Below are 24,819 nucleotides of genomic sequence, written 5' to 3'. Positions count from 1 at the left end.
CTAAGTGATTTAAGGATGAATGTAAAGTTAAATGTGGCGAACTACCACCAAGGATAACATGCCAATGACAACTATCCATAACAAGCTTTTGGTGATTACGGCAGCAACAAAAGTGGGCACTGAAGCAATAATATTATCCCAATTAGGGGTTGGCAAGTGGCCTAAACGTTGGGTAAAAAGATTTTCGAACCAGAGGGCAGCCATGATAACAATTGGAACAAAGCTTAAAAATTCAGTGACCTTTGGAGACAGTCGAAATTTTTGGAGAAGCACTAATGGTAATACTCGAGATAACCAAGTGACCAAGCCACAACCAAAAATAGTCAGTAAAACGTACTCAGAAGAATTCATTTTTGAGCCACACCCCCAATCCACATGTGATTAAGGTGACCACTAAGACTAACAAGTTGGTGGGGATAAAGATAAATCCAACGTACATTAGACCTAAAGTGATTAACACTACCAGCAGCTGAAGTGAATAAGAAAGAACCTGTTCTGAAATAATTTGCAGGTATAGTAATCCTAAAAACATTGCTACAATTGCGAAATCTAATCCCCAAGCTTGTGGATCGGTGATGAAATTGCCTAAAATGGCACCTACAACTGAAGCTCCAGCCCAGACCCAATAAGCCACAAGGTTGGCAGCATTTAACCACTCGAAGTTTAACCGATGATTAGTATAGTTGATTTTGTTCATGCTTAAAGCAAAACTCTCGTCGGTAATGAAGCTTCCCAGAACTACGTTTTTCCAAGTCGCTTGAGCGGGAAGGTAGCCCGCGACGGTGGTGCTAATTAAGATCATCCGAGCATTAACCAAGAAAACGGCAAAAACAATGGATGCTACCGGACTGTGAGCAGCTAGCATGCTGACTGCAATAAACTGCGCCGAGCCGGCATAAATAAACAAAGACATTAATAACGTGATCCATGGACTAAATCCAGCGGCTTTAGCAACTATCCCAAAGGCCAACCCAATTCCGATATAACCAAATACGGTTGGTAAAGCCTCCTTGATAGCCGCAGAAGAATTTAATTCGTGATTCATGATTTAAATCGAACCTCCTAACAGTCTAATACTATTAAAGCATGTTTAGCTAAGAGATTCATCCCCAGATAAGATATTAGGTAGTTTCAAGTTAGATAGGCTAAAATTAAATTAGCAATTAAAACATTGGAATGGGGTGCAGAAAATGGATTTGAGTTTAAGACAACAACCAGCTGGTTTAAAGCTATCTAATGATGAAATCACTATTACGGTTCAAACGGAACTTGAAGGAATTCCGCAAAACGCGGTGTACATATATATAAACCATAATCGGATAACTGAGGTAACCACTTCAATTAAGCAGCTTAAGATGGAACGTATCATTAGCTTAGAAGCGATGGGAAAAACCCCATTAGAGCTTAAAAACGCAATTGAATCCGAAGCGGATCCTCAACATGATTATTGGCTTAACATCTTAGGTTTGTTGGGATGTTCGCTGGTTCCGGCTAAGTCTAATGGTAAAGCCCAACATAAATTTAAGAAACAACTGTCAGATATGCCGTTTTACGTTGATTATGAAGGTAGTCAGGCAATTGTTTATTGGCGTAAACGAGCAGAGTTAGTAATTCAAAGAGGGGCCACTATGCGAAGCACCGCACCATTAAATCAAGATGGTAAGTTAGGTTTTAGTGCTAGATTTGCCGAACAGTTGCGGGCAGAACATAGCACTCAATTTGAAAATTTTGTTACTACCGAAGATATTATTCTCAAGAGTGTTAATGAAGTCGGTCTTTTTTTGTACTATGGGGGCACTAATAGTTGGTTAATTTTAAAAAACCAAACTGGAAAAACAATTGATGAGTTGTCCAAGGTAAATTGAAATGAACAATATTATACTTCTACATTGTTGTGGAATAAGGCACAGGCTGTAGTAAATTAACGAAAGTAAAAAGATCTAACGCATATGTTCTTAAGCGTTAGATCTTTTTAGTTGGAGATTATTAAGCTATATAATACTATTTTGCTTCTTGTGCCTGTGCAGCTTGGCCTAATTCGTTCAAGTAGTTGAATGGACGGTCAAATTGAGGCTGGAATAACATATCCACCATGGCGAGGTCGTCAATAGTGTTTTGGTTTTGAATCATTACTGATAGGGTGTTAGCTGATTGAGCTACATCATACAAGCTTAGAAGAGCACCACCTAAGATTTGTCTAGTATCAGGATTGTAAACTAATGACATTACTACTGGAGTAGTAGTTTCCATGAATTCCGGACGATAATTATCGGTTAAGCGAACTTCCCGAGCGTTGATGCCCTGAGCTTTAGCGGCTTCAATGGTTAAACCGGTAGAAGCTGCTGTTCGTTCGTATAGTTTCAATCCGGAAGTAGATTGAGTTCCCATGTATTTAACGGTTGGCTTAACTAAATTCTTACCAACTAAAATTCCTTGACGAACGGCGTTAGTAGCTAGTGGAATATAGGCGTTACTATGCGTTGGGTTGTAATGAACAGCAACACTGTCACCGGCACCGAAAACGTCAGGATCTGAAGTTTGCATGTAATCATTAGTAATCAAGGCACCATTTTGTAGCATATCCAACTTGCCCTTGAAAAGACTAGTGTTTGGTCGGAATCCAACACAAAGGATTACCAAATCAGTTTCGTAAACTCCCTTGTTAGTTTTAACGGTGATGGTATCATCACCACTGATTTCTTCAACGGATTCTCCAAGACCTAACTTAACGCCATTGTCAGTATAGTCTTTTTCAATAATGTCAGTCATTTCCTTGTTGAAGTACTTAGGCATTACCCGGTCAGCACCATCGATTAAGGTAACTTCATGACCAGTTCGGCTGTAAGCTTCTGCTAGTTCGGCGCCAATATAACCAGCTCCGATTACTGTGATTCGTTTAGCATCAGGTGCTTTTTTGAAGAGTTCTTGAGCATGATTCCAGTTTTTGCAAAGGAAAACTTTATCGTTATCTATCCCCTTGATTGGTGGAATGATTGGCCAAGAACCAGTGGTTACTACTAATTTATCGTAGGAATCAGTTAGTGTATCTTCTGTATCCAAGTTTTCAATGGTTACTACCTTATTTTCCAAATCAACATCGGTAACTTCGTGCAACATTTTAACCGTTGCGCCAAGTTCTTTTAATTCCTCTGGACTAGAGTAAAATAGTCCTTGTGGATCTTTGATTTGGTCCCCCAAATATAAGGCGATTCCGCAGGAAAGAAATGAAATATTATCGTTTTTTTCGTAAACAGTGACATCTGCATCTGGGTATTCTGATAAAATTTGCTTAATGGCAAATGTGCCAGCATGGGTGCAACCAATTACTACAACTTTCATATTATTCAATCTCCTTTTTTGAACATTAGTTCACAAAATGTGGTTCTACTAGTATTGTAACAATTATGAAATCGGTGTCAATAATTATAGTGAAATACTTACAAAAAAGAAGGCGCAATTATGGAAATAGAAATTAAACCCGTTAACAACAATCGAAGTTCGCTTTTAAAAATATTGTTATTAGCTGATCCAGACCCCAAGCAGATCGCTAAGTACCTTGAAGTGGCTGACGTTTTTGCTATAATGGTCGGCCCCCAAACTTTAGGAGCTGTAGCGGTTTTAAAAAAGAATGATACGATTGTCGAAATTAAAAATATTGCTGTTTTACCAGCCTATCGAGGTCGGGGATTAGCAAGTTATACTATTAGCAATCTTTTTGAACATTATCATCAACTAGGGTATTCTCAGATGAAAGTGGGAACTGCTAATTCCAGTCTTGATAATTTGAGATTTTATCAAAAGCTAGGATTCCGGTTTAATAGCATTCAACCCAATTATTTTACTGAGTATGCTCAACCAATTTTTGAAAATGATATTCGAGCCGTGGATCTAATTATTTTAACTCGGCCAATTTAGGAGGTAACAGTGAAATTTACTTGGGTTAATACAACTGATGAATCGATTAGTACCAAGCGTTTTTTAAATCAACAGGGCATTAGTCACCGAATGTATGCTGAGCTAAAGGGAATTTCCGGAGCAATTTTAGTTAATGGCAAGCAGCGTGCAGAAGTACCAGCCAACGCTAAGGTTCAAGTTAATTTTCCAGCCGAAACAGGGGATCCTGAAGTAACCGTCGATACCACTCCTATTCAAGTCATTCTGGAAAATTATAATTGGCTAGTGGTGAATAAGGCCGCCGGTGTTTCGTCGGTCCCGGGACCTAGCGATCGGCAAACTACGTTAGTGAATAAAATTAAAGGTCACTGGCAAAAAGCTTGTAGTCAGGATTTAGTCCCTCATATCATTACCAGATTAGATCGAGATACTAGTGGGGCAGTACTAGTTGCCCATAACCGACTAGCAAATAGTTTGGCTAACCAATTACAAGAAAATCATCAGATTCAAAAGCAGTATTTAGCGGTGGTAAGTGGAACTGGATTATCTGATCACGAGGTAATTGATTTACCGTTAGCTAAGAGTCCCACGGGATACGATCAATTGGTAACGTCAGATGGTAAAAAGGCAGTTACTGAATATTGGAAATTGGCTGAATTTAACGGTAATACGGTCCTTAAAGTGCAATTGCATACTGGACGTACCCACCAAATTAGAGCACATTTTAGGCATTTAGGGCATCCATTAATTGGCGATGAATTGTACCATGGCCCGTTAGATCAAGGGTTGACCCGACAGGCTCTTCACGCGCTGGCTTTACAGTTTATGGATCCGTTTACCAATCAAATTCAAAAAATAACCGCTGATTTACCGGCGGATCTAACTAATTATTTTGAACATAACCACTTATCAGTTTCTGATTTAGTGATTCGGTTTATTGACTCGCAGGAAGAGTAAATTTCTTCTATACTTACTATAGTAGAAACAAACTGAGTGAAGGAGAAAAAAGATGAGTGAAATGCAAACTTGTTTAGTGGATCAACGGCAGTATTCAATTTCTGAAGGGGTAATTCTATCACAATTAGATGCAACGACTAAGAACTTAATTAAAGCTGATTACCCCAATGCCAAAGTAACGGATTTCATTTGCAATCATCATTTACTTAAATATCAGTTACTACGAGTGGATGGACTGATTAATGCCGATTTAAAGCAAAACCAAAAGATTAATCGTCGCTTGACTAAAGCGTTAGAAAGCGATGACTACGATATTATCGACGTTAACGATAGTTTGAGCCGGAGTTTAACTTTTGGCCAAAAAGTATCTGATGCAGTTGCTCGTTTTGGTGGTAGCTGGGGCTTTATCGGGGTATTTGTTTTTGTGTTAATTGCATGGATGCTAGTGAACGGATTAGGGTTATTTGGAGTGAATTTCGATAAGTATCCCTTTATCTTATTAAACTTAGTGTTAAGCTGTGTGGCTGCCATTCAAGCACCAATTATCATGATGAGCCAAAATCGGGCAGCCGATAGGGATCGGATGGATTCTGAAAATGATTATCACGTTAATTTGAAATCTGAACATGAATTGCGAATTTTGCATGCTAAGCTGGATCATTTAACCCAACACCAATTACCACATACGTTAGAAATTCAAAAAATTCAAATTGAAATTCTGAGTCAAATTAGGACTGAATTAGACGACTTACGAGAAGAAAAAACTAAAAAGAACTAGTTTTTGACAAATTGTGTAAATAGAAGTAATATGTAAAAATAATTTTAATAACAAGGTTTAATTACTAGGAGGATTTTTTTGATAACGATTAGAGATGCACAATCAGACGACGCTGGCCAGATAGCCCCGTTAATTGATATTATTTTTGACGAGATGCAATTAGAAGAACTCGAAGACGTTCCCGAACCTGGTTTAGCCAAGGTCATCACGAAGGCTTATCAAACAGATACGTATTTGTTCGATAAAGCATCTACCGTGGTGGCCGAGGCCGATGGCCAAGTTGTTGGGGTAATGTTTGGTTATCCCAGCGAAAACGAAGGAACTATTAATCAAGTTCTTTATAATTTGTCAAAACAAAGTGCAGATTTTAAAACACCATTTATTGCTGATTCAGAAACTAATAGTGATGAATGGTACTTAGATTCAATCGCTGTTCGACCAGACTATCAGGGCTGTGGAGTAGGGAGTCGTCTACTAAAGACGGTGCCTAATGTGGCGTTGAATGATGGGAAGAAAACGGTTGGATTAAACGTTGATTTTGAAAATCCAAACGCAAAAAAACTATACGAACGAAATGGCTTTGAAACTGTGGGGACGCAAATGATCGGTGATCATCTTTATTATCATATGCAAAAAGCGGCTACGGTTTCCGAACCAGTTTATGCTTAATTTAATGGTCGCCCTTGGGTGGCCATTTTTAATATAAGGGTGAATATTAATGAAGAAAAATACAGCGGTGATGGTGATTACCTGTGCGGCACTAGGAACTAACGCGGTACTTTCAATGGTGGCACTATCCTTATTAACTAATCAAAAAGAAATGGTAGGAAAAAATAATGGAAGATAATATTAAATTAGGTAATCCCGTATTCGATAATATGATGTTTGTTTTAGCTAATCCGGTAACGAAAGCTAACCATAAAGATTATAAGTATGGTAATGAAGAGTTAATTCAAATTGCTGATGATGTTTGGGCAATGCCAGCTTATATGAAGCAAGATGATGATTTTAGTCTCTTTTTTATTATTACAACTATTGAGGATGGAACTACGGTGTTGGTTTTTGCTACTGGTGAACAAGACGGCGAAAAGGGTACTGATTTTTCACTAAGCGTACCGATGACGACCGGGGCTGGTCTAAACTTATTACAGGCCCACGATGAGGAGCAAGCTCAGTCACTATTGCATTTCATTAACCAAATCTCTAAAGCTGCTGAAGGTGATTGGAGAATGGTGGAAGAATAAGCTTGTTCTTTTAGCCAGAGGGTTGTAGAATACGGTTAAAATCTTTTTTCGAGGTAACGATTATGAAGTGGACATTAGAGGAATTTGCAACCAAATGTAATGTTTCGACTGCAGAAATTGAGAAGTATGTTGCAGCCGGTTTATTACCTACCAACGGTACTTCAGGCACCGAAATGTCATTTGATGATTCCGATAATTACTGGATGGGAGTTATCCAGTGCTTTGTGGGCAACGGGACTTCGGTGGCTGAATTAAAACAACTAATTGGGCACTGTAAGCTAGGCTAATCATATTAATTGTCGAATCTAAGTGGACGTGCTATTCTAACAATGAGAATCGGTTCACTCATCGGTCTTTTGATTAATTGGATGTCGTTTTGTCAATGTCTGTTTTAACGAACGAATGTAAGTTGGTGCAGCAAATAGCACTTTGAGAACTCAATCTTAGGTTGGGTCAGTCTCCGAGTATATTAAACGAAGTGAATTTAATTAAACCTTAGCTGGTGGTGAACCGATTCGTAATAACGGTGCGGAGTAATCCGTACCGTTTTTTTGTGCCTTAAAAAAATGTTTGGTAACATAAAAAATCAGCGGTAATTAGTTACCAACTCTGGAAAAACTCAACTGTCCGTGCGATAATTACAACTGAATAGATTGGAGGGGTTGAGATGACAAAACACCAACATACTGATTCTGATATGAGTGGGCGCCGTTTCTTTTGGGTTACCGTTTTAAATGTAGTGATCACCATTGCTGAATTTGTCGGGGGAGCCGTGGCTGGTAGTTTGTCACTATTGTCTGACGCCTTTCATAACTTGGGAGATTCGCTTTCGATCGTAATTAGTTATTTTGCACATCGTATAAGTCGAAAGCCTCAGACTGAAACTAATACATATGGGTATCGACGAGCTCAAATCATTACTGCATTGTTAAATGCATTAGCCTTGATTTTAGTGTGTGCGATTTTGGTGATTGAAGCCGTTCGCAGAATTTCGCATCCCGAACCTATTAATGGCACGTTAATGTTAACGGTGGCGGTGATTGGCTTAGCAGCTAATGTGATTTCGGCATTGTTATTAAGCTCAGGGTCCAAGAATAATCTCAATATGCGGGCTACTTATTTGCATATTATGAGCGATGCTTTATCGTCAGTAGCGATTATTATAGGCGGTATCTTAATTCAGATTTTTAATTGGACCTGGGTCGATCCGGCAGTCACGATTGCCGTAGCAATTTATATTATGTATGAATCGGCTCCCATTATTAAAGAAACTATCAAGATTTTGATGGAAGGAGCCCCCACTAATCTTGATTTCGATGCTGTAAAGAATGATTTGTTGGCCCTTCCTGATGTCAAAGGAGTCCATCATTTACATGCGTGGTTAATTGATGAAAATAATATTATTGTTTCAGTTCACGTTAACCTTAGTGACATGAAGATTAGTAAGGCTGAAGTAATTTATGATCAAATCACTAAAATCTTAAAAACTAAGTACGGAGTTTGTCACGTTACGATCCAGGCTGAAGCTAGTCGAGGAGTCAACCAGGATATAATATATGATCAGGGAAAAGATATACCATAAACAGGAGATTAATTAAATGACGCCAATGAAAGAGGATTACCTCAAAATCATTTTTGAATTAGGGGGAGCCACTAAGATGGTCAGCAATAAGCAAATTGCGATCAGTCTTAATGTAGCTGCTGGTTCTGTAACCGAGATGGTGAATAAAATACTAGCCGATAACTTTGTTACTCACAAACCATATTCAGGGGTAAAACTCACTGAAAAGGGAATTGACTACGCAGAAGAATTGGTTCGCAAACACCGTTTATGGGAAGTATTCTTAAACCGGGAATTAAAATTTGATTTGCCGGATGTGGATGTAGAAGCTGAAAAATTAGAACACGTTACCAGTGATAAGATGATCGATCATCTAGACAATTATTTAGGGAATCCGACTACTTGTCCTCACGGAGGAGTAATTCCTAGCAAGGATGGGTTGTACACTGAAGATACCCACCTGGTGTTGAACGATGCCGAAGTAGGGCATGAATATACAATTGCTCGGTTTATTGATAACTATGATTTCTTAACTTATTTAAGTGAAATTCACTTGCATTTAAACGATAAAATTTTAATTTTAGATCACGACTCCTTTGAGGGCGCAGTGGAAATTAAACGGCTAAGTGATGGAGCGGTGGTTACTATTGGCTATAAGGCTTCTCATTATATTTTTGTAAAATAGGTGATGCAATGAAAAATGAAAATGAGCATTATTATCAACTGGTGATTAATACCTGTTTGTTGGCTGGCAAGATAATGATTGAAAGTGGTTCCGACATGCAACGGGTGGATGATATTATTTATCGAATCGCTCAAAATGCGGGATTGAGAAACGCTAATGCGTATATTACGGTAACGGCGATTGTTATGTCTGCCAACCCTGATATTGCCGGACGGGTAATTGACATTAAAAGGCGGAGCTTTAATTTAACTAAAATTGCCAAGGTAAATGAACTATCCCGACAATTTGCTAGCGGCCAGATTACTATCCCCGTCTTCTTTGATGAGCTAAAATTAATTGAAGTGCAAAACGATTTCTTTCCGCTGGGAATTCAAATTGTTGGGGCCATTTTGGTTAGCGGACCGCTAGTAGTAGTTTTTCGGAATAACTGGATTGATTTTTTGCCGTCGTGTTTAGTAGCAGCGTTAGCGTGGATCTTGTTTTACTTTTTAAATCGGTACGTTAATATTCGGTTCTTGAGTGAATTTGCAGCGGCGTTTATGATTGCTGGGCTAGCGGCTTTATTGGTAAATATTGGTTGGGGCCACAACATGGATGACATCGTAATTGGTAGTTTAATGCCGTTAGTACCGGGAATCCCGTTAACCAACGCAGTTCGTGACCTATTAGCTGGTAATCTGGTGAGTGGCCCAGCTAGAGGAATCGAAGCGTTAATTAGTGCCAGTGCATTGGGTTTCGGTGTAGCCGTGGGCTTGCATTTTTTCTAGGAGGTAACTAATGGTATTTTTAATTCTTAAAATCGGATGTGTTTACCTTGCTGGAGTGGGATTTGGACTCATCGTGAATTTGCCATATCGAGCCCTTAATTTAGCCGGAATTAGTGGGGTAGTTGGCTGGGGGAGTTACTACTTAGTTGATTCGTTACCTAATACTGGTATTGGTATCGCTAATTTTAGTGGGGCTATGGCGCTAGGGGTATTTGCTATGATAGTTGCGCGAATTATGCGAATGCCTAGTATTTTGTTCGACGTTCCTGGGTTAGTCCCGTTGGTTCCCGGAGGACAAGCTTACGAATTAATCAAAAATTTTGCTACTGGTCATTACTCCGAAGCGTGGAACTATGCGACTCAGGTAATTTGGATTGCTGGTTCTATTGCTTTAGGCTTTATCGCTGCGGAAACTATTTTACGAATCGTTCACCAGGTGACAACTTACCGAGTAGCGTTTCGTAAGAAAATGTAATTTAATTACAGATTCTCAATAAATGGTTAAGCTTAGACACCAAATCGGTTTTCAACAAATCTATTATGGTATACTCTAAGTGATTTTGAAGGGAGAGGTTTGAATTAACTATGATGATTGATCGCGACGGCAACCGGACTGCTAAATTGATAGTTAGTTTTGTGTTTGCTATTATATTAACGGCCCTTGTTAAGGCCAATTTCGGTTACCTAACATTTTTGGATTCGATAGGAATTACTGAAATTCAAAAATCTCCCAGTCCATTTTGGGAACACTTCTATAGTGGAATTACTTTCTTGTTTAGTCCATCCTTAGATATTTTCTGGATGTTAGTGATTGCTTTCTTTTTATGGGGCTTTCATTATCGAATTCCAGCGCTTTGGGGGCTAGCAACGTTAGCTGGTGCCGATATAATCGGGTTTTTAGTCAAAAATATCGTGCAACGGCCACGTCCCGAATTGCATTTAGCCGCAGATGATGGCTACAGTTATCCAAGTGGTCATACATTGGGAGCATTTATCGTTTTGGCAGTGTTATGGATCGTGGTAGTACCTTTAATCCAAAAAAAGGCTACCAGGATTATTGTTAAAATCTTAATAGTAGTAGTGATGTTTTTACTCATGGTATCTCGGGTATATCTAAACGCCCATTATCCTACTGATACGATCGGCGCAGTGGTAATTGGTTATACTTGGCTGTTGCTAGCTGAAAATTTATATCCAATAGTAGCACCGAAAATTGCTAACTGGCCACTACTGAACAAGTCGAAATATTAAGCTAAGGATGGGGAACCGTCCTTTTTTATTTGGAGGAAATTATGAAAGCAATCATGGTACGGCCCTTAACGTTACAAGATCAAGCTGACTATTTTCAAATTGTAAAACAACCGGCAGTCCAAGCGGGTGCTAAATTGGGAACTATTGAAACTGAAAAGCAAGCTAGTCAAATTTTGCAACACCAATTAGAATTTGAAACTGTTTGGGGAATTGAAGTTGAAAAAAAGGTGATTGGCATTATTAATTGGGCTCCTATGGTAGGAAGTCAAGGCCAACCAGATGAAGCTAATTTGTTAATTTCTTATTTCTTACACCCGGATTATTGGAATCAAGGAATTATGACGGATGCGCTACGACAAGTATTGGCCGGTCCATTAAAAAATAAGACACTTTGGGCAGAAACTCTGCCTGACAATCAGGCCTCTCAACGGGTATTGATCGGACTTGATTTTCAATTAGTGGATGAATATACGGAGCCATTTGCCGACACGAAAGTTAACATGTACAAACTAGCTAATTTTTGAGTTCTTTACTTGTGCTATTGAAGAAGGAACGTTATAATATTGACAAACATTTAAATGAAATTCGATGTAGAGGCGCAGACAATATTAGTAGCTAATCGGAGCTGGAAAAGCAGCTGTGAGGATTAGTCAAAGGAGCGTTTGCCGAAATTACCATTTGCTTTTCAAATTGGTAGTTGGGTCTTGGCTGAATAGGTCAAGGACTGTCGTAGTTCATAACTACGGAGTGCTATCTGAGATATGAAGAAACTTTTAAGGTCTCTTTCCATATTCTTGGAGAGGGATCTTTTTTCTTTGCAGATTAGATGCTTCCGATTTTAGGAGGTCATTGTGTAATGGATGAAGAGACAAGAAATGTTGATCAGCAAAGCACCGAAGTTAAGCGGGGACTAAAGACCCGCCATGTTTCTATGATTGCCCTGGGTGGTTGTATTGGAACGGGGTTGTTTGTCGCTAGTGGTTCAGCGATTAGTGAGGCAGGCCCTGGAGGAGCGTTAGTCGCCTATGGCTTAATGGGCATCATGGTATATTTCTTGATGACTAGTTTGGGAGAAATGGCGACTAACATGCCTATTTCTGGTTCATTTGCTGCCTATGCTGGTAAATACGTGGATCCGGCTTTAGGGTTTGCAATGGGATGGAATTATTGGTTTAACTGGGCAATCACGGTTCCCGTTGATATTAGTACGGTTGCTCTGGTAATGAAGTTTTGGTTACCTAACACGCCATCTTGGATTTGGAGTACCATCGCATTAGTATTAATTGTGTTGATCAATGCGATGTCAGTATCTACTTTTGGGGAAGCTGAATTTTGGATGTCAGCTATTAAAGTAGTGACTGTAATTATCTTTTTGGCCGTTGGGGTGTTAACCATCTTTGGTATCATGGGTGGTCACTTTGTAGGGATGAGAAACTTTACTTACCAAAAAGCTCCGTTTGTTGGTGGAATTCCTGCAATTATCAGTGTTTTCGTGGTAGCTGGATTTTCATTTCAAGGAACAGAACTAGTTGGGATTACTGCTGGTGAATCTGAAGATCCAGAAAAGAGTGTCCCTCAAGCAATTAAGGATGTTTTTTGGAGAATTGTTCTCTTTTATATTTTTGCTATTTTTGTAATTGCCGCCTTGATTCCTTATACTAGTCATTCTCTTTTAGGCTCTAGTGCCACAGACGTTGCAATTAGCCCATTTACGTTGGTATTTCAACGGGCTGGCTTAGCTGCAGCTGCTAGTGTGATGAACGCTGTTATTTTAACCGCCGTTATTTCCTCAGCTAACTCTGGAATGTACGCTTCTACTCGGATGTTGTATTCTATGGCTAACGGGGGATTTGCTCCCAAGGCATTAAGCAAAACTGGTAAAAATGGTATTCCTTACCGGGCGTTAATCGTTACGACGTTGGTAGCCTCGATAACCTTTATTTCTAGTATTGCAGGTCCACATATTTACATGTGGTTAGTGGCCGCATCTGGTTTGACTGGCTTTATCGCTTGGTTTGGGATTGCTATTTCTCATTTCCGGTTCCGTCGCGCGTTTATCAAGCAGGGACATTCACTTAGCGAATTGAAGTATCATGCTAAGTGGTTCCCATTTGGACCGGTATTATGTTTAATCCTATGCGTGTTGGTAATCGTTGGTCAGGATCCGAGTGCTTTTGCGCACTTTGATTGGCAACAAATTCTAGTTACCTATATGAGTGTACCGCTGGTAATTATTTTGTATCTAGGCTATAAGATTCGTCATCATACTAAGATTATTCCATTAGATGAAGTGGACGTGTCTCCTACTAGAACTGAAGGAAAATTAACCGAAGATAAGTAATTTTTTAAAATTGGTCTATCCCATGAGGATGGGCTTTTTTTATTGCGAAAGGCTAAATGGTTGGAAGTGTTAACGCTTTTTTGCTACAATGATACCAATTGGTATAAATATGAATTAAGGAGCTAAGTTTATGACAAAAGTAATGACGAAACAAAAGTTTAACCGGATGCAAAAGTTAGCTAACGAAGACGGAGTTATTGATGCTCTTGCACTCGATCAACGAGGATCATTAGTCAAAATGATGAAGCAAGCTGCCGCTGATAACGGCAAGCCATTTTCTATGAAGATGGTTTATGATTTTAAGAAGTTAGTTTCTCAAGTTTTAAGTCCAATTAGCTCAGCAATTTTATTGGATGCTCAGATGGGATTTGAAGGCATTGAGGCTAAAGATCCTGCTACGGGGCTTATAATGTCTTATGAACAAACTGGATATGATGTTGATACTCCCGGCCGCTTGCCTAAGTTAATTCAAAATCAGTCTGCTCAAATTATGGTAGAAGAAGGGGCGGACGCACTTAAAGTTTTGCTTTACTTAAACACCAATGATACGGATGATATTAATCGAACTAAGCAGGCTTTTTCTCAACGATATGGTACTGAAGCACTGGCAGTAGACGTTCCTACTTTCTTTGAAGTGGTAACCTATGACGATCGTTATGCTAGTGACTCCATTGAATTTGCTAAAGAAAAGCCTCAAATGGTAATCGAGGCTATGAAAGAGTTCACTCAAGACAAGTACCACATCGACGTTTTAAAAATGGAAATGCCATTTAATCCTAAATTTGTTAAGGAATGGAATGATGATGGAGAATATGCCTATACAGAAGAAGAAGTAAAGGGCTACTTACGCGAACTTAGTGCAGCAGCTACTCGGCCATTTATTTTCTTAAGTGCAGGAGTTCCTACTCCAGTATTCCAACGGCAACTCAAGTTGGCTGGTAGTGTGGGAACCAAATTTTCTGGTGTTTTAAGTGGTCGAGCAACCTGGCGAGATGGTATTAATGTTTACGCTAAGGATGGTGAGGCTGGTTTAGTTGACTGGCTAGAACATAAAGGAACCCAAAATGTGATGGATCTTAAAGAAATTTTATCCGCTAATGCCACCCCTTGGTATGATATGTATGGTGGTAAGGATGAAATCGAAATCATTGAACGGCCAGACATTAAATAATTCTGCCCAGATATTGCGACCATGGTCAGAAACTAGTACAATATGTTGTGTTGCTTATGACACACGAAACAAAGGAGAATGTTGAAATGCTTGTACTAGCCGGAACAATTGGCGCTGGAAAAACGTCTTTAACTCACATGCTTTCTGATCACTTACAGACCCCTGCTTATTATGAATCTGTAGATGACAATCAAATTTTACCCTTATTTTATAAGGATCCTAAAAAGTATGCTTTCTTACTCCAAATCGATTTTTTGAATCGGAGAATGGATGATATTAAGCATGCTTGGAATAATCCAGAAAGCGTGTTGGACCGTTCAATCTTTGAAGATTCACTACTCTTTCATTTGAACGCCGATTTGGGGCGGGCTACTGAAACTGAAGTTCAAATTTATGATTCATTACTTAAAAATATGATGCAAGAATTACCAGATACTCCTAATACTAAAAATCCGGATCTGTTAATTCACATCAATATCTCCTTTGACACAATGTTAAGTCGAATCCAAAAGCGCGGCCGCTCTTATGAACAAATTGAAAACGACCCAGCTTTATTTGAATACTACAAAGATTTGAATCGACGTTATGATGATTGGTACCAAAGTTATGATAAATCTGCCAAAATGCAAATTGATGGCGACAAGTATGACTTTGTAGAAAACGAAGCCGATCGTAACCAAGTGCTACAGATGATTGATGACCAAATCGTTAAACTGGGTATTTAAGGGCTTGCTAAGCACCTTTTAATTGAGTTATAATCAAGAAAATTAAACGTTTGTACCTATCAAGTAGATTTCAGAGAGGCAATGGTTGGTGAGAATTGCTATCGAAAATTCCAGTACATCAAACGGGCAGGTAATGCTGCACGGCTAATGACCGTTATCATTTGAGGGCTTGGCTTAGGCTGAGAACTTGGGTGGTACCGCGAAAAAGGATCCTTCGTCCCAACGACGAGGGTCCTTTTTTGTATATTGTTATTTATCTTAGGAGGAAAGCACATGTTAGATATGAAACTAATTCGGCAACAACCAGATTTTGTTAAAGAAAAATTGGCTACTCGAGGAGTTCCTGCTGAAGCCATTGATGAGTTATTGGCACTAGACCAAAAACGGCGGGAATTGATTGTAGCTTCAGAAACCTTAAAAGCTAAGCGTAATGAAGTTTCTGATCAAATTTCTACTTTGAAACGTAACAAGGAAGATGCTTCAGAAGCTATTACCGCTATGCGAGAAGTAGGGGCTGAAATCAAAGATTTAGATGCACAATTAGCTGAGATTGATGATCAAGAACAAAGCAAAGCTGCTCACCTACCCAATCTACCTGCTGATGGAGTACCAGTTAGTTTAACTGAAGAAGGTGCGGAAGAAATCAAAAAAGTGGGGGAAATTAAACCACTAGGATTTACTCCTAAGCCTCACTATGAAATCGGTGAAGATTTAGGCATTTTGGACTTTGAACGGGCTGCTAAGGTATCGGGTAGTCGGTTTGTTTATTACGTAGGAGCTGGTGCGCTTTTAGAACGAGCCGTCTATAATTTCTTCTTAGATGAAAATGCTAAGGCCGGTTATACTGAAATGATTACTCCATACATGGTCAATGCTGACTCTATGTATGGCACTGGTCAATTCCCTAAGTTCCTAGAAAATAATGCTGGTTATGAAATTGAAGATAGTGATCTAACCATGATTCCAACTGCGGAAGTTCCACTGGTTAACTATTATCGTGATGAAGTGATTCCGGAAGAAAAATTACCAATCTCGGTAACTGCTTTGTCTCCAGCTTTCCGTTCAGAAGCTGGGAGTGCCGGTAAGGATACTCGGGGATTGATTCGGTTACACCAATTCAATAAGGTAGAAATGGTTAAGTTTACTAAACCTGATGAATCTTGGGATGCGTTACAGCAGCTTACTGATCATGCAGGTGAATTGCTAGAAAAATTGGGGTTAGCATATCATGTGATTACTTTAACCACTAGTGATATGAGTTTCACTGCGGCAATGACTCACGATCTTGAAGTCTGGTTCCCAGCCCAAGAACGTTACCGCGAAATTTCTAGTTGTTCTAACACTACCGACTTCCAAGCTCGTCGGGCTCATATTCAATACCGGGATGAAAACGGCAAGCTTCAATTTATCCACACATTGAATGGTTCTGGATTAGCAGTTGGTCGGGCAGTAGCAGCCATTTTGGAAAACTACCAAAATGAAGACGGAACCGTTACGATTCCAGAAGTTCTTCGCCCTTATATGCATGGAATGACTAAAATTGAAAAGCAAGTTTAATCACGCAAAAGCAAAATCGAATATCGATTTTGCTTTTTTTATAAAAAAGACTAGTCAAATGGCTAGAGATACGATATAATATTTTTTGTTGAAAAAGTTCAAACAACTTACTTATAATTTTTTATAAAAAGTATTTGACTTTTAGAACTGGTAATGTTACTATTTAATAGTTGTCTTATGGATGTTCCTGCCATTTGATTATAGTTGTAAATGGAGGATTAGCTCAGCTGGGAGAGCATCTGCCTTACAAGCAGGGGGTCACAGGTTCGAACCCTGTATCCTCCATATGAGCCGTTAGCTCAGTTGGTAGAGCATCTGACTTTTAATCAGAGGGTCGACAGTTCGAGCCTGTCACGGCTCATTGCCAGTTTTAACTTTTGCGGGCGTGGCGGAACTGGCAGACGCGCTAGATTTAGGTTCTAGTGTCTTATGACGTGGGGGTTCGAATCCCTTCGCCCGCATTGGTTCATTTTTTATATTTTGCCGACTTAGCTCAGTTGGTCAGAGCACCTCACTAGTAATGAGGGGGTCGGGCGTTCGAATCGTCTAGTCGGCATATGCGGAAATAGCTCAGTGGTAGAGCACCACCTTGCCATGGTGGGGGTCGCGGGTTCGAATCCCGTTTTCCGCTTTTTCTTTTTAATAACCTTGCACCCATAGCGCAACTGGATAGAGTGTCTGACTACGAATCAGAAGGTTGTAGGTTCGACTCCTACTGGGTGCATTTTTTTGTGTCATTTTTTCGGGAAGTAGCTCAGCTTGGTAGAGCACCTGGTTTGGGACCAGGGGGTCGCAGGTTCGAATCCTGTCTTCCCGATATTTTTTTGAATTTATCAATTTTGTGCTATATTAGGTATAGTACTTCGGGAAGTAGCTCAGCTTGGTAGAGCACTACGTTCGGGACGTAGGGGTCGCAAGTTCAAATCTTGTTTTCCCGATTTTGATATTAATACATTGGTTAAGCAGACTTTAGGTCTGCTTTTTTCGTTGTTCCAATATAAATCATTGCTTTTTTGTCCCAGTTTCGTATAATAATAGTCAATATTAGTCAAAGATTGGTGATGATGAGATGGCGGGGAAAAATATTTCCGACCTGATTGAACGTTACTTAAAGGAAATTTTGGCCGAAAACAATCAAATTGAGATTCGGAGATCTGAGATTGCTGGATTGTTCGACGTGGTGCCATCCCAAATTAATTATGTAATTAATACTCGGTTTACCATTCAAAATGGTTACATTGTTGAAAGTAAACGAGGTGGCGGTGGCTATATTCGAATTGAAAAGGCTAACCTATTAGATGATGGGGAAGTCTTGGATGCTTTGATCAGTGGGATTGGTAATCGCCTGTCGCAACGTGATGGACAAACGATTGTTAAAACCCTATACGAAAATGGATTGATTGATCGACGAGAAGCCAACATTATCCTAGCGGTAGTTGATAAAAACGCGTATGATGTCGACAATGATTTAACTGAAGTAATGCGAGCCAATGTATTAGTATCAATATTGAACCATTTACGATACGAAAAGTAGAAAGCGAGGCTATCAATTGAATAATCTTACTCCAAGCGCCAAAAACGTTTTGAATTTTGCCCAGGATGAAGCTAAGTACTATAAGCACCAAGCAATTGGTACGGAACATCTTTTATTAGGGTTATTAATGGAACAAAACGGAATTGCCTACAAGGCTTTAGACCAGTTTGCCATTAGTGCTACTGACGTGCGCGAAGAAATTGAACGCTTCGCTGGTTATGGCGATTTAACTGGCCTTGACCGAGATGACTATTTACCGTACTCACCTAAAGCCAAAAACATTTTAGATCTAGCTAGTGATTTTGCACAACGTAATGGGGTTCCCAAACTAGGAACTGAACATATTTTGCTAGCTCTACTAACCGATGAAACCATTTTGTCTTCTCGGATTCTAATTAACCTAGGGGTTAACATTACTGATTTACGAAAAGTAACGCTTAGAAAGATGGGAGTTAGTGGTAAAGCTTTTGCCACTAGAAACAGTCAACGACCACAGCAGGCCGAAGAGGGAACGCCTACTTTGGACTCGTTAGCCCGTGATTTAACTGAATTAGCCCGTCAAGATCGGATAGATCCGACTATTGGTAGGGATAAAGAAGTGAAACGGGTGATCCAAATTTTAGCCCGCAGAACTAAGAATAATCCGGTACTGATTGGAGAACCCGGGGTAGGGAAAACTGCGATTGCTGAAGGATTAGCACAGCGTATTGTGACTGGTGATGTTCCTGAAGATATGGCTAATAAACGACTGATGATGTTAGACATGGGATCATTGGTAGCGGGTACTAAGTACCGAGGCGAATTCGAAGATCGGCTGAAAAAAGTAATTGAAGAAATTTATAATGATGGACATGTAATCCTCTTCATTGATGAGTTGCATACCTTAATTGGGGCTGGTGGAGCTGAAGGTGCTATCGATGCTTCTAATATTTTGAAGCCCGCGCTAGCTCGTGGCGAACTCCAAATGATTGGGGCCACTACATTAGATGAATACCAAAAGTATATTGAAGCTGATGCGGCATTGGAACGTCGGTTTGCTAAAGTAATGGTGGCTGAACCATCAGTTGAAGATACTAAAGCGATTTTGATGGGACTACGGCCTAAGTATGAAAAACATCATAAAGTTCAAATTACTGATGATGCCATTGATGCTGCAGTTAATCTATCTAACCGTTATATTAGTGATCGGTTCTTGCCCGATAAAGCCATTGATTTAATGGATGAAGCTGCAGCCAAGGTTAGAATTGATAAAATGGGGAACCAACCAACGGTTACTGAAAAACCCAAATTAACCGAATTGATGGACGCCTTGAGTCAAGCTTTAATCGATCAAGATTATGAATTAGCTACTCAAATTAGAAAACAAGCCGATCAACTTCAAAAGAAGGCTGAAAGACAAGCGGAACAAGCTGATAACAGTCAGGTTAAGTTTGTGACGAAGGAAACCGCTAAGGATGTAGCCGAAGTAGTAGCAGAATGGACTGGCATTCCTGTCGCTCAATTAACTGCTACCCAAGCTCAACGGTTAGTGAACTTAGAAAAAGTATTACACAAGCGGGTAGTAGGACAGGATGAAGCTGTTTCAGCAGTTTCTCGTGCTATTCGGCGGGCTCGTAGTGGTCTAAAAGATCCGAACCGGCCAATTGGCTCATTTATGTTCTTAGGACCTACTGGGGTAGGGAAAACCGAATTGGCTAAAGCAGTGGCCGAAGCTGTTTTTGGCTCTGAAGATGACATGATTCGGGTTGATATGAGCGAATTCATGGAAAAATACTCCACTAGTCGGTTAATTGGTTCTGCTCCTGGTTACGTTGGTTACGACGAAGGCGGTCAATTAACTGAAAAGGTCCGGCAAAAGCCTTACTCGGTAATTTTATTGGACGAAGTAGAAAAAGCGCATCCGGATGTCTTTAATTTGTTACTGCAAGTATTAGACGATGGATTCTTAACCGATTCTAAGGGCCGGCGAGTTGATTTTCGTAATACGATTATCATCATGACCTCTAACTTGGGAGCAACAACGCTACGGGACAAGAAGACGGTTGGCTTTGGTAATGAAACCGCAAAGGCTGACTACGATGCGATGAAGTCAACTATCCTGGCTACTTTAAAGCAAAGCTTCCGGCCAGAATTCTTGAACCGAATTGATGAAACGGTAATTTTCCATTCGCTAACTGAAACCGAAATTCATGAAATTGTTCGCTTGATGCTTAAGCCTCTTAAGAGTCGGGTAGAAGCTCAAGGGGTTACGGTTCGGATTACCAAAACAGCTGTGGACGTGATTGCTAAGGAAGGTTATGATCCTGAATTTGGTGCTCGACCAATTCGGCGGGCTATTCAGTCTCAAGTTGAAGATCAATTGAGTGAACAGTTGTTAACCAACGATATTCAAGTAGGGGACGTCATTACAATTGGTGGTCGTAACGGTAAGGTTACGATTGCAATTAAGCACACTGATAAAACTAGTACAACTGCTAAAGCAACTTCTGATGCAAAGTAGTTAAGTCTTGACGCTAGTCGTTAAAAATGATATATTATATTCTGTATTTATTGTGAATCGAAATGGTCAACGCGATCTATTGTCCGGGCTGGCCTGCATAAAAAACCAAAAGCAAGTTTAGCTTGTTTTTGGATTTTTTTTGCCATTAAACCGGCAAAACAGGCCTAAAAGACAAAATGTAATCAAATTGTAACATTTCGAGCTGACAAGAATTTGGAGAGGTGAAAAATTTGGCAGGACACTTAGTTAAATATGGTAAACACCGTACCCGACGAAGTTATGCACGAATTAAAGAAGTCCTTGATCTACCTAATTTGATCGAGATTCAATCCGATTCCTATAACTGGTTTTTGGATGAAGGCTTAAAAGAAACTTTTGAAGGCATTATGCCAATTGACGATTTCCAAGGAAAGCTTTCTTTAGAATTCGTTGGTTACCAATTGCTCGAACCTAAATATACGGTAGAAGAAGCTCGTGAACACGAAGCTAACTATTCTGCTCCATTGCACATTACGTTGAAGTTGACTAACCATGAAACTGGTGAAATCAAGACCCAAGACGTTTTCTTTGGTGATTTCCCATTGATGACTGAACAAGGGACCTTCATTATTAATGGTGCTGAACGAGTTATTGTTTCTCAATTAGTTCGTTCACCAGGGGTTTACTACCATGAAGATACCGATAAAAATGGTCGGGTATCTTACGGTACTACTATCATCCCTAACCGGGGTGCTTGGTTAGAATTTGAAACAGATGCCAAGAATATTTCTTACGTTCGAATTGATCGGACCCGTAAGATTCCGTTGACTGAGTTAGTCCGGGCATTAGGTTTTGGTAGTGATCAAGAAATCATTGATATTTTGGGCACTAACGACAGTTTGGAATTAACTTTAGACAAAGATGTTCATAAGGATACTGATGATTCTCGAGTTGAAGAATCCTTGAAGGATATCTACGAACGTTTGCGGCCAGGTGAACCTAAGACTGCCGATTCATCTCGGAGCTTATTGACCGCTCGATTCTTCGATCCTAAGCGTTACGACATGGCTCCAGTTGGTCGTTACAAGACTAACAAGAAGTTAAGCTTGAAGACTCGTTTGCTTGGCTTGACTCTTGCAGAAACCCTTGCCGACCCAGAAACTGGGGAAGTTATTTTACAAAAGGGAACTGTAATTGATAAGGATGCAATGAAGGTATTGGCTCCATTCTTGGACAACAAAGACTTCAAAGCATACACATTCAACCCTTCTGAAGAAGCTGTTGTTACTGAACCAATGACGGTTCAAATTATCAAAGTTCAATCTGAAAATGATCCTGAACGAGTAGTGCCAGTTATCGGTAACGATAATATCGACATCGACTACAAGCATATTACTCCTGCTGATATTATCGCTTCTATGAACTACTTCTTTAACCTACAAGAAGGTATTGGTAGTGTTGATGATATCGATCACTTGGGTAACCGTCGAATTCGTTCAGTTGGTGAATTATTACAAAACCAATTCCGAATCGGACTTTCAAGAATGGAACGGGTAGTTAGAGAACGGATGTCAATTCAAGATACCGCTACTGTAACCCCACAACAATTGATTAATATTCGACCAGTTGTTGCTTCCGTGAAAGAATTCTTTGGTTCATCACAATTGTCTCAATTCATGGACCAAACTAACCCATTAGGCGAATTAACTCACAAACGTCGTTTGTCTGCCTTGGGACCTGGTGGTTTGACTCGTGACCGTGCCGGATATGAAGTCCGAGACGTTCACTACACCCACTATGGCCGGATGTGTCCAATTGAAACTCCTGAAGGACCTAACATCGGTTTGATTAACAGTCTTTCTAGTTATGCTCGAGTTAACCGGTATGGTTTTATTGAAACTCCATATCGTCGTGTTGATTGGAACACTCATAAAGTTACTGACCGAATCGACTACTTAACTGCCGACGAAGAAGATAACTTTGTTATTGCCCAGGCTAACTCACCATTAAACGATGATGGTTCATTTGTTAATGATGTGGTTATGGCCCGTGCCCAATCTAACAACATCGAAACTAGCATTGATAACGTTGACTACATGGACGTTTCTCCTAAGCAAGTAGTTGCTGTTGCCACTGCATGTATTCCTTTCTTGGAAAACGATGACTCTAACCGGGCCTTGATGGGGGCCAACATGCAACGTCAAGCTGTTCCATTGCTTGATCCTCATGCTCCATTGATTGGTACTGGTATTGAATATAAAGCTGCGCACGATTCCGGGGTTGCTTTAATTTGTCGTCACGATGGTACCGTTGAATACGTGGACGCTCGTGAAGTTCGAGTTCGTCGCGATGATGGTGCGTTAGACACTTACAAACTAATGAAATTCCGCCGTTCAAACGGTGGTAAAAACTACAACCAACGTCCAATCGTTAAGGTTGGCGATCGAGTTGAAAATGACGAAATTTTAGCTGACGGTCCATCAATGGAAGGCGGAGAATTAGCCTTGGGTCAAAACCCAGTGGTTGCCTTCATGACTTGGCAAGGTTATAACTTCGAAGATGCCATTGCTATTAACGAACGGTTAGTTAAAGATGACGTTTATACTTCAATTCATATTGAAGAATACGAATCAGAAACTCGTGACACTAAGTTAGGACCTGAAGAAATGACTCGGGAAATTCCTAACGTTGGTGAAGAAGCTCTTAAGAACTTGGACGAAACCGGTACTATCCGGGTTGGTGCTGAAGTTCATGATGGTGACATTTTAGTAGGTAAAGTAACACCAAAAGGGGTTACTGAATTATCTGCCGAAGAACGACTTCTTCACGCTATCTTTGGTGAAAAATCTCGTGAAGTTCGGGATACTTCTCTTAAGGTTCCTCATGGAGGCGGCGGGATTGTTCAAGACGTTAAGGTCTTCACCCGCGAAAATGGTGACGAACTTTCTCCAGGTGTTAACAAGATGGTTCGAGTTTATATCGCTCAAAAGCGTAAGCTTCAAGTTGGTGATAAGATGGCCGGTCGTCATGGTAACAAAGGTACCGTTTCCGTTGTTATCCCTCAAGAAGACATGCCATACTTGCCAGATGGAACTCCAATCGACATTATGTTGAGTCCCATGGGTGTGCCTTCTCGTATGAATATCGGACAAGTGTTGGAAATTCATTTGGGAATGGCTGCTCGTAAATTGGGAATTCACATTGCTACTCCAGTTTTCGATGGGGCTCGAGATGAAGATATCTGGGCTGCAGTTAAGGAAGCTGGGATGGCTGACGATGGTAAGACCGTTCTTTATGATGGTCGAACTGGTGAACCATTTGATAAGCGAATTGCCGTTGGGGTTATGCACTACATGAAGTTGGCCCACATGGTTGACGATAAGATCCATGCTCGTTCAATTGGACCATACTCATTAGTTACTCAACAACCACTTGGTGGTAAAGCTCAATTCGGTGGCCAGCGTTTTGGTGAAATGGAAGTTTGGGCCCTTGAAGCTTATGGGGCTGCCTACACCTTGCAAGAAATCTTGACTTACAAGTCTGATGACGTGGTAGGTCGGGTTAAGACTTATGAAGCCATCGTTAAGGGCGAACCAATTCCAAAGCCTGGTGTGCCTGAATCATTCCGAGTATTAGTTAAGGAATTACAAGCTTTAGGTTTGGATATGAAGGTTCTTGACAATGGTAATAACGAAATTGAATTACGTGATCTTGATGAAGATGATGATGACGTAATCAATGTTAACGCCATTAGCGAAGCTGCTGAAAAGAAGGCGGAAGCTGATCAACCAGTCCAAGCCCCTGTAGATAGCAGCGTAAATGAGACGGAATCAACCAATACTAGCAATAATGATTAACCAAGGGAGGTTGAATTA

The 24,819-nt window shown here is 40.1% G+C and carries 24 protein-coding genes, 8 tRNA genes and 1 riboswitch; of the genes, 29 read left to right on the top strand and 3 right to left on the bottom strand.

Annotated elements, in window-relative coordinates; translation table 11 throughout:
• Window positions 1-27: 27 nt before the first annotated feature.
• The gene (locus FC56_RS07095) at window positions 28-351 is read right to left on the bottom strand and encodes an AzlD domain-containing protein (RefSeq protein WP_056978614.1); all 324 of its coding nucleotides are present in this window, start codon (window positions 349-351) and stop codon (window positions 28-30) included.
• Window positions 338-1,045, bottom strand: coding sequence for an AzlC family ABC transporter permease (locus FC56_RS07090; RefSeq protein ID WP_056978612.1), 708 nt, complete (start codon window positions 1,043-1,045; stop codon window positions 338-340). The genes FC56_RS07095 and FC56_RS07090 overlap by 14 nt, the downstream gene beginning before the upstream one ends.
• A 145-nt stretch (window positions 1,046-1,190) precedes the next feature.
• Between FC56_RS07090 and FC56_RS07085 the strand changes: the two genes are divergently transcribed.
• Window positions 1,191-1,865 (top strand): hypothetical protein, encoded by a 675-nt coding sequence (locus FC56_RS07085; RefSeq protein ID WP_056978610.1) that lies wholly within the window; start codon window positions 1,191-1,193, stop codon window positions 1,863-1,865.
• A 136-nt stretch (window positions 1,866-2,001) separates the two neighbouring features.
• On the opposite strand, the gene FC56_RS07080 is transcribed toward FC56_RS07085, so the two are convergent.
• Window positions 2,002-3,339, bottom strand: coding sequence for an FAD-dependent oxidoreductase (locus FC56_RS07080; protein WP_056978609.1), 1,338 nt, complete (start codon window positions 3,337-3,339; stop codon window positions 2,002-2,004).
• A gap of 120 nt (window positions 3,340-3,459) precedes the next feature.
• Here FC56_RS07080 and FC56_RS07075 point away from each other — a divergent pair, with 120 nt between their 5' ends.
• From FC56_RS07075 to rpoB, 28 genes are all read left to right on the top strand, one after another.
• Window positions 3,460-3,915, top strand: coding sequence for a GNAT family N-acetyltransferase (locus FC56_RS07075; RefSeq protein ID WP_056978607.1), 456 nt, complete (start codon window positions 3,460-3,462; stop codon window positions 3,913-3,915).
• Between the two features lie 9 nt (window positions 3,916-3,924).
• Window positions 3,925-4,851, top strand: a complete 927-nt coding sequence (locus tag FC56_RS07070) for an RluA family pseudouridine synthase (protein WP_225425423.1) — start codon at window positions 3,925-3,927, stop codon at window positions 4,849-4,851.
• 52 nt (window positions 4,852-4,903) lie between these two features.
• Window positions 4,904-5,629: a DUF1003 domain-containing protein gene (locus FC56_RS07065; RefSeq protein WP_056978605.1), complete on the top strand. Its 726-nt coding sequence runs from the start codon at window positions 4,904-4,906 to the stop codon at window positions 5,627-5,629.
• Between the two features lie 78 nt (window positions 5,630-5,707).
• Complete coding sequence (locus FC56_RS07060; RefSeq protein ID WP_056978603.1) at window positions 5,708-6,298, top strand: GNAT family N-acetyltransferase; 591 nt, start codon at window positions 5,708-5,710, stop codon at window positions 6,296-6,298.
• 49 nt (window positions 6,299-6,347) lie between these two features.
• Window positions 6,348-6,476 (top strand): hypothetical protein, encoded by a 129-nt coding sequence (locus tag FC56_RS08260; protein WP_263862244.1) that lies wholly within the window; start codon window positions 6,348-6,350, stop codon window positions 6,474-6,476.
• Window positions 6,466-6,873 carry a hypothetical protein gene (locus tag FC56_RS07055; RefSeq protein ID WP_056978601.1) on the top strand — a complete coding sequence of 136 codons (408 nt, stop codon included), beginning with the start codon at window positions 6,466-6,468 and terminating at the stop codon, window positions 6,871-6,873. The genes FC56_RS08260 and FC56_RS07055 overlap by 11 nt, the downstream gene beginning before the upstream one ends.
• Before the next feature lie 62 nt (window positions 6,874-6,935).
• Entirely contained in the window at window positions 6,936-7,160 is a 225-nt protein-coding gene (locus tag FC56_RS07050) for a MerR family transcriptional regulator (RefSeq protein ID WP_054670594.1), read from the top strand.
• 380 nt (window positions 7,161-7,540) lie between these two features.
• A complete protein-coding gene (locus FC56_RS07045; RefSeq protein WP_056978599.1) occupies window positions 7,541-8,455 on the top strand; it encodes a cation diffusion facilitator family transporter in 915 nt (304 codons plus the stop codon).
• Window positions 8,456-8,471: 16 nt separating this feature from the next.
• Window positions 8,472-9,119: a metal-dependent transcriptional regulator gene (locus tag FC56_RS07040; RefSeq protein ID WP_056978597.1), complete on the top strand. Its 648-nt coding sequence runs from the start codon at window positions 8,472-8,474 to the stop codon at window positions 9,117-9,119.
• A gap of 8 nt (window positions 9,120-9,127) precedes the next feature.
• Complete coding sequence (locus FC56_RS07035; RefSeq protein ID WP_056978595.1) at window positions 9,128-9,886, top strand: threonine/serine exporter family protein; 759 nt, start codon at window positions 9,128-9,130, stop codon at window positions 9,884-9,886.
• Window positions 9,887-9,896: 10 nt separating this feature from the next.
• Window positions 9,897-10,361, top strand: a complete 465-nt coding sequence (locus tag FC56_RS07030; RefSeq protein WP_056978593.1) for a threonine/serine exporter family protein — start codon at window positions 9,897-9,899, stop codon at window positions 10,359-10,361.
• A 110-nt stretch (window positions 10,362-10,471) separates the two neighbouring features.
• Window positions 10,472-11,137, top strand: a complete 666-nt coding sequence (locus tag FC56_RS07025) for a phosphatase PAP2 family protein (protein WP_056978591.1) — start codon at window positions 10,472-10,474, stop codon at window positions 11,135-11,137.
• A 41-nt stretch (window positions 11,138-11,178) separates the two neighbouring features.
• Entirely contained in the window at window positions 11,179-11,661 is a 483-nt protein-coding gene (locus FC56_RS07020) for a GNAT family N-acetyltransferase (RefSeq protein WP_054670605.1), read from the top strand.
• Window positions 11,662-11,720: 59 nt separating this feature from the next.
• Window positions 11,721-11,898: riboswitch (Lysine riboswitch) on the top strand.
• A 95-nt stretch (window positions 11,899-11,993) separates the two neighbouring features.
• Window positions 11,994-13,478 carry an amino acid permease gene (locus tag FC56_RS07015; protein WP_056978589.1) on the top strand — a complete coding sequence of 495 codons (1,485 nt, stop codon included), beginning with the start codon at window positions 11,994-11,996 and terminating at the stop codon, window positions 13,476-13,478.
• Between the two features lie 130 nt (window positions 13,479-13,608).
• Window positions 13,609-14,649, top strand: coding sequence for a tagatose 1,6-diphosphate aldolase (locus FC56_RS07010; protein ID WP_056978587.1), 1,041 nt, complete (start codon window positions 13,609-13,611; stop codon window positions 14,647-14,649).
• An 86-nt stretch (window positions 14,650-14,735) separates the two neighbouring features.
• The gene (locus tag FC56_RS07005) at window positions 14,736-15,374 is read left to right on the top strand and encodes a deoxynucleoside kinase (RefSeq protein WP_056978585.1); all 639 of its coding nucleotides are present in this window, start codon (window positions 14,736-14,738) and stop codon (window positions 15,372-15,374) included.
• Between the two features lie 273 nt (window positions 15,375-15,647).
• Window positions 15,648-16,931 carry a serine--tRNA ligase gene (gene serS, locus FC56_RS07000; protein ID WP_056978584.1) on the top strand — a complete coding sequence of 428 codons (1,284 nt, stop codon included), beginning with the start codon at window positions 15,648-15,650 and terminating at the stop codon, window positions 16,929-16,931.
• A 212-nt stretch (window positions 16,932-17,143) separates the two neighbouring features.
• Window positions 17,144-17,216 (top strand) — tRNA-Val (locus tag FC56_RS06995).
• 3 nt (window positions 17,217-17,219) lie between these two features.
• Window positions 17,220-17,292 (top strand) — tRNA-Lys (locus FC56_RS06990).
• Window positions 17,293-17,310: 18 nt separating this feature from the next.
• Window positions 17,311-17,392 (top strand) — tRNA-Leu (locus tag FC56_RS06985).
• A 21-nt stretch (window positions 17,393-17,413) separates the two neighbouring features.
• Window positions 17,414-17,487, top strand: a tRNA-Thr gene (locus tag FC56_RS06980).
• Between the two features lie 3 nt (window positions 17,488-17,490).
• Window positions 17,491-17,562: transfer RNA gene (locus tag FC56_RS06975), tRNA-Gly, on the top strand.
• A 19-nt stretch (window positions 17,563-17,581) separates the two neighbouring features.
• Window positions 17,582-17,655 (top strand) — tRNA-Arg (locus FC56_RS06970).
• A 19-nt stretch (window positions 17,656-17,674) separates the two neighbouring features.
• A tRNA-Pro gene (locus FC56_RS06965) sits at window positions 17,675-17,748 on the top strand.
• Between the two features lie 47 nt (window positions 17,749-17,795).
• Window positions 17,796-17,869: transfer RNA gene (locus FC56_RS06960), tRNA-Pro, on the top strand.
• 131 nt (window positions 17,870-18,000) lie between these two features.
• On the top strand, window positions 18,001-18,465 hold the full coding sequence (locus tag FC56_RS06955) for a CtsR family transcriptional regulator (protein ID WP_056978582.1): 465 nt from the start codon (window positions 18,001-18,003) through the stop codon (window positions 18,463-18,465).
• A gap of 16 nt (window positions 18,466-18,481) precedes the next feature.
• Window positions 18,482-20,965: an ATP-dependent Clp protease ATP-binding subunit gene (locus FC56_RS06950; RefSeq protein WP_056978580.1), complete on the top strand. Its 2,484-nt coding sequence runs from the start codon at window positions 18,482-18,484 to the stop codon at window positions 20,963-20,965.
• 230 nt (window positions 20,966-21,195) lie between these two features.
• A complete protein-coding gene (rpoB, locus tag FC56_RS06945; protein ID WP_147649718.1) occupies window positions 21,196-24,801 on the top strand; it encodes a DNA-directed RNA polymerase subunit beta in 3,606 nt (1,201 codons plus the stop codon).
• Window positions 24,802-24,819: the final 18 nt, after the last annotated feature.

This window comes from Lentilactobacillus senioris DSM 24302 = JCM 17472 (assembly GCF_001436555.1).
In the GTDB taxonomy this organism is placed as follows: domain Bacteria; phylum Bacillota; class Bacilli; order Lactobacillales; family Lactobacillaceae; genus Lentilactobacillus; species Lentilactobacillus senioris.
This window is presented reverse-complemented; position numbering and strand designations above follow the sequence as displayed.